This is a genomic window from Methylobacterium sp. WL19, assembly GCF_008040005.1.
GTDB classification, from domain to species: Bacteria; Pseudomonadota; Alphaproteobacteria; order Rhizobiales; family Beijerinckiaceae; genus Methylobacterium; species Methylobacterium bullatum.
On sequence record NZ_VRVC01000223.1, the window covers coordinates 1 to 4,019 of the forward strand.

The window sequence follows — 4,019 nt, forward strand, 5'->3', positions numbered from 1 at the left end:
GGTTCTCGATCGGACGACGCCCGCCCTTCGGACGCGGCCGAGGCGGCGGGAGGAGCGGAGCGATCTCATCCCAGAGATCATCGGGGAGAAGCGGTCTGGCCATGCCAAACCAACGCTGAAAGCAACGTTCGGTGCCGTTCTGTTAGGCGCTCTAAGTCTCGGCATGCTCCGCCGAGGCGGCAGGGGACCCCGCACCGTAAAGGCCGCCGCGCGCCACGGCGACGATGACGCGTTTCTCGGGTACGAGGCCGACGGCGCCGCTCTCGGTGTATTTGAAGGTCTGGCCGGCCACGAGGATGCGGTCGATCCAGGCCTTGAGTTGGGTCGAGATCGTGAAATTGTAGAGCGGTGCGCCGATCACCACGATGTCGGCGGCCAGGAACTCCGCCAGCACCGCGCGGCCGAGCGCGACGTCGTTCTGGATGTCGGGCGTGTTGGTGGCGTTGGGCTGATGGCCAGCGAGATAGGCGCCAGAGAGGTGGGGGATCGGCGTGGCGGCCAGATCGCGATAGGTCACCTCGAGATCGGGCGCTCCCGTGCGGAGACGGGCGACGATGGCGGCCGAGACGGCGCGGCTGACGGAATGCTCGCCCAGGATGCTGCTGTCGATGTGCAGAAGATTCATGTTCGATCCTCGGTATCAGAATGATACCGAGGCGCTATAGAGTACCGGAGCAGCGCTCGCACAAGGAGGCACATTCGTGGAACCCGGACACACGGAGGTAACCGAGGCACAGCCCATTCACCGCCCCGGCGATTGCCGGGTGGTCGGTACGGTGCTGGCGCGGGTCGGCGACAAGTGGAGCATCCTCGTGGTGATGACGCTCACGGACGGCCCCCGACGCTTCAACGAATTGAAGCGGATCATCGGCGGCATCTCGCAGCGGATGCTCACCTTCACCCTGCGCGGCCTGGAGCGCGACGGCCTCGTCTCGCGCACGGTCACGCCGACGATCCCGCCCCGTGTCGATTACGAACTCACCGAGCTCGGCCGCTCGCTTCAGGTGCCGGTCCAGGCGCTCGGCTCCTGGGCCTTCGCGAACCTGCCCACGATCCAGGCCGCGCGGACCCGTTTCGACGCGGGCGCCGTGCCCGGGGTGGCGTAAGTGTCTGTGCGGAATGGGGGCTGATCCCGCCGGCCAAACGGGGTGGGAACAAGCGCACGGTCGAGATGCGGGCCGTGGATGCCATGCCGGGCCCCATCAGTGCGGCCTTTGAGGCAGAGGCGTTCCGGCGATAGTGCTCCTCATCCACCACGTCGTCCTCATCACCCCTCATCACGCGCGCCTCATCTCGTTCGCACATCATGGCGAGGTTCGCGGCGCGCCGGAGCATCATCGCTTCGGAGAGAGTGACACCACCAATCTGCGTTGCAAGATCAGCAAAAGAAGAGCACCAGCGACGTGCGGTGATGCTACGTCGATCGAAAGGCTCGCCATCGATCATAAGCTCGGATGCACCGACGATCTCGGCGATATCGTTCTTTGTCATGTTGTTTTAGTTACAATAGTTAGATGCATCAGCGATCATATAACGCATCTTGAATCAGCGCGGAACATATTGCGGCGCGCAGTGCTTTACCGCTCGTCTTGGATCAATCTGCCTGAGTGTCTTCTTCGGCATCAGATGAAGGGGCGCCACTCCAGACGGCAGCGACGTCAAACAGCTTGCCAGGAACACTTGCTGACGGACGCACAATGGTATGCCCGTATTTCCGCATGATCGTTCCAACATACCGCCCAACGAATTGCTTAGCGGCGTTCAAACGCTTCAGATCAGTCTGCTCTAACGGCATCAGGACCGGCGACAAGACTGGGACCAGCGCCGTGACAGCCGGGAGGCCTTTTTCCGAGAGCGCACGGAACTCAGTGTAACGGTCGGGTGTGTCAATGAGGGCGATGAGGCGCTGACCAAGGTCAGTTCGGCCGAAATGCTCGAAATGGGTTTCCAAGACGTCCTCCTCATGCGGTCATCACGATATGGGCTATCGCGAGATCGGCATCATTGAAGTTTTCGATCCCGCCATTCTGCGACTGCCTCAGTGGCGTATCGTGGACGTGACGAATGTCAGGACAACAAGACGGCGGCGTTGAAGCCCGGTCATGCCGCCTGCCATAGCTCGACGCGGCACCGGCCGTCGATCTCGAGCGGAAAATAGAGGCAGGGCCTGAGCGGCGTGTCGAACCGCTCATCGATCCCGACACTAAGACCAGGGCGCTCGGAGGCTGACTCGCCGGGAAGACCGGCCGCTCAGGTCCAGTAGAGGATCCGCGCGAAGGGCAGTTCGCGCGCGACCGCGGCGGTGATCGTCTCCCGCATGGTCCGCATCAGATCGCGCGGATAGACGTATTTCACCGAGCCGAACTTGGTGAGCTTGCGACTGCGCTCGTCCTCCCGCATCGGCAGGTCGGAGCCCGGATACCAGCCCTGGAGCACGTCCTTCGACCCCGGTGTGAACCGGTGCGTGATGAGCTCCACGGTGAGGTCGGGGTTGGAGACGTCGGACAGCGCCTCCGCCACCTCCCGCAGGAGCCCTCCATAGGCATCCGGCCAATCGGGAACGGCGATGATCGGCGCGACGGTGAGCCCCACCGGGTAGCCGGCCCGCGCCATGGCGCCGAGCGCCTGCAGGCGGGCGTCGAGGCTGGCGGTGCCGCCCTCGTAGCGGGCGGCGGGACGCGCGTTGAGGGAGAAGCGAGCGCGGGTCCGACCCCGATGGGGCAGGGCCAGGAGCGGCTCGACGGCGGCGAACTTCGTTGTGAACCGCAATTGCACCGCCGCGTCCCAGGCGCCGAAATGCGTGATCGCCGCCGAGAGCGAGCCGGTCAGGTGCTCGATGCCGAGGGGGTCGGTGTAGCACGAGGCCTCGAAGGTGGTGCCCTCCTCGACGCGCCCGGCCTGGGCCGAAGTGACACCGCCTTGGCCGAGATAGGCCGGCAGTTTCCCGAGGATCGCGTCGAGATTGGCATAGGCCCGCGTCACCGGCGGGCCGGAGAGGGAGCCGGCGAGGTAGCAATATTGGCAATGGGCCGGGCAGCCCTCCGCGAGATCGAAGCGCCAGTCGGCACTGGGCGGGATCGGCTGCAGGCGCAGCTTGCTCGGGGGCGCCACCACGATGGCGAGGGTGGCCTTCGCCTCGCGATAGGCGCGGCGCGGATCCTCGTCGCGCAGGCCCGTGAGGCGGTTGCTCGTCAGGCGCTCCACAGGGAGACCGAGCGCCTCGGCCCGCGCCAGCATCGCGCGGCCCTGGGCATGGTCCAGGGCCGCCGGCGTCACCAGGACACGACGAGGCCGCCACAGGCGCGCGTCAAGCGGAGCATCCGCCGGCCCAGCCTTCGCCGGTTCGGCCGTGACGGGATCGCGCGTGGCGTCATCGAGGACCATTCCGGGGCAACGCGGCGGCGATGCCCCGGGGTTCCCGGCGCGCGCGGGGGTCGCAGGCTCAGGCCTCGAAGCGCGAGAAAGCCAGGGCGGTGTCGCCGTAGACCCGCCGCTCCAATTCGGTGAAGCCGGGCGGCAGCGCGACGTTGGCGCCCGCCGCCTCCTCGACCACCACCAGGGCGCCGGGAGCGAGCCACCCGCCATGGGATGCGCTCGCCAGCGCAGCCGGCGCGAGGTCGCGGTTGTAGGGGGGGTCGCAGAAGACCAGGGTGAAGGTCCCGCTGGTGCCGGCGGGGCCGAGCTTGGTCGCATCGCGGCGGAACAGCCGGGTCTTGCCGGCGCAGCCCAGGGCATCGATGTTCTCGCGGATCAGACCGCGCGCTTCGGCGCCCTCGTCCACCAGGAGGGCGTAGCTCGCCTCGCGGGACAGGGCCTCGAAGCTCAGCGCCCCGGTTCCGGCGAAGAGATCGAGGACCCGCGCGCCGGCCACCGCGTCGTCATAGGCATGGGCGAGGACGTTGAAGAGCGCCTCGCGCAGTCGATCCGAGGTCGGCCGGATCGCGTCCGATTTCGGGGTGGCGAGGCGGCGTCCACGCAGGTCGCCGCCGACGATCCTCACCGCGAGCCGCCACGGGGCG

The 4,019-nt window shown here is 67.0% G+C and carries 4 protein-coding genes and 2 pseudogenes; 1 reads left to right on the forward strand and 5 read right to left on the reverse strand.

All coding sequences use genetic code 11. The features are described from left to right. Positions 1-103, reverse strand: a pseudogene (locus tag FV220_RS24300) (IS5/IS1182 family transposase); the annotation flags it as partial. A 51-nt stretch (positions 104-154) separates the two neighbouring features. Beyond that, a pseudogene (locus FV220_RS24305) lies at positions 155-625 on the reverse strand (NAD(P)H-dependent oxidoreductase); the annotation flags it as partial. Between the two features lie 76 nt (positions 626-701). On the opposite strand from FV220_RS24305, the gene FV220_RS24310 reads away from it, so the two are divergent. Continuing rightward, positions 702-1,106 (forward strand): helix-turn-helix domain-containing protein, encoded by a 405-nt coding sequence (locus FV220_RS24310; protein ID WP_147833507.1) that lies wholly within the window; start codon positions 702-704, stop codon positions 1,104-1,106. A gap of 488 nt (positions 1,107-1,594) precedes the next feature. Here the strand turns inward: FV220_RS24310 and FV220_RS24315 are convergent, their stop codons facing one another. The 3 genes from FV220_RS24315 to rsmD all read right to left on the reverse strand — a co-directional run bounded on the left by FV220_RS24315 (position 1,595) and on the right by rsmD (position 4,000). Then, on the reverse strand, positions 1,595-1,951 hold the full coding sequence (locus tag FV220_RS24315) for a hypothetical protein (protein WP_147833508.1): 357 nt from the start codon (positions 1,949-1,951) through the stop codon (positions 1,595-1,597). A 299-nt stretch (positions 1,952-2,250) separates the two neighbouring features. Continuing rightward, positions 2,251-3,384 carry a spore photoproduct lyase family protein gene (locus FV220_RS24320; protein ID WP_187273529.1) on the reverse strand — a complete coding sequence of 378 codons (1,134 nt, stop codon included), beginning with the start codon at positions 3,382-3,384 and terminating at the stop codon, positions 2,251-2,253. A 58-nt stretch (positions 3,385-3,442) separates the two neighbouring features. Next, on the reverse strand, positions 3,443-4,000 hold the full coding sequence (gene rsmD / locus FV220_RS24325; RefSeq protein WP_018043184.1) for a 16S rRNA (guanine(966)-N(2))-methyltransferase RsmD: 558 nt from the start codon (positions 3,998-4,000) through the stop codon (positions 3,443-3,445). Positions 4,001-4,019: the final 19 nt, after the last annotated feature.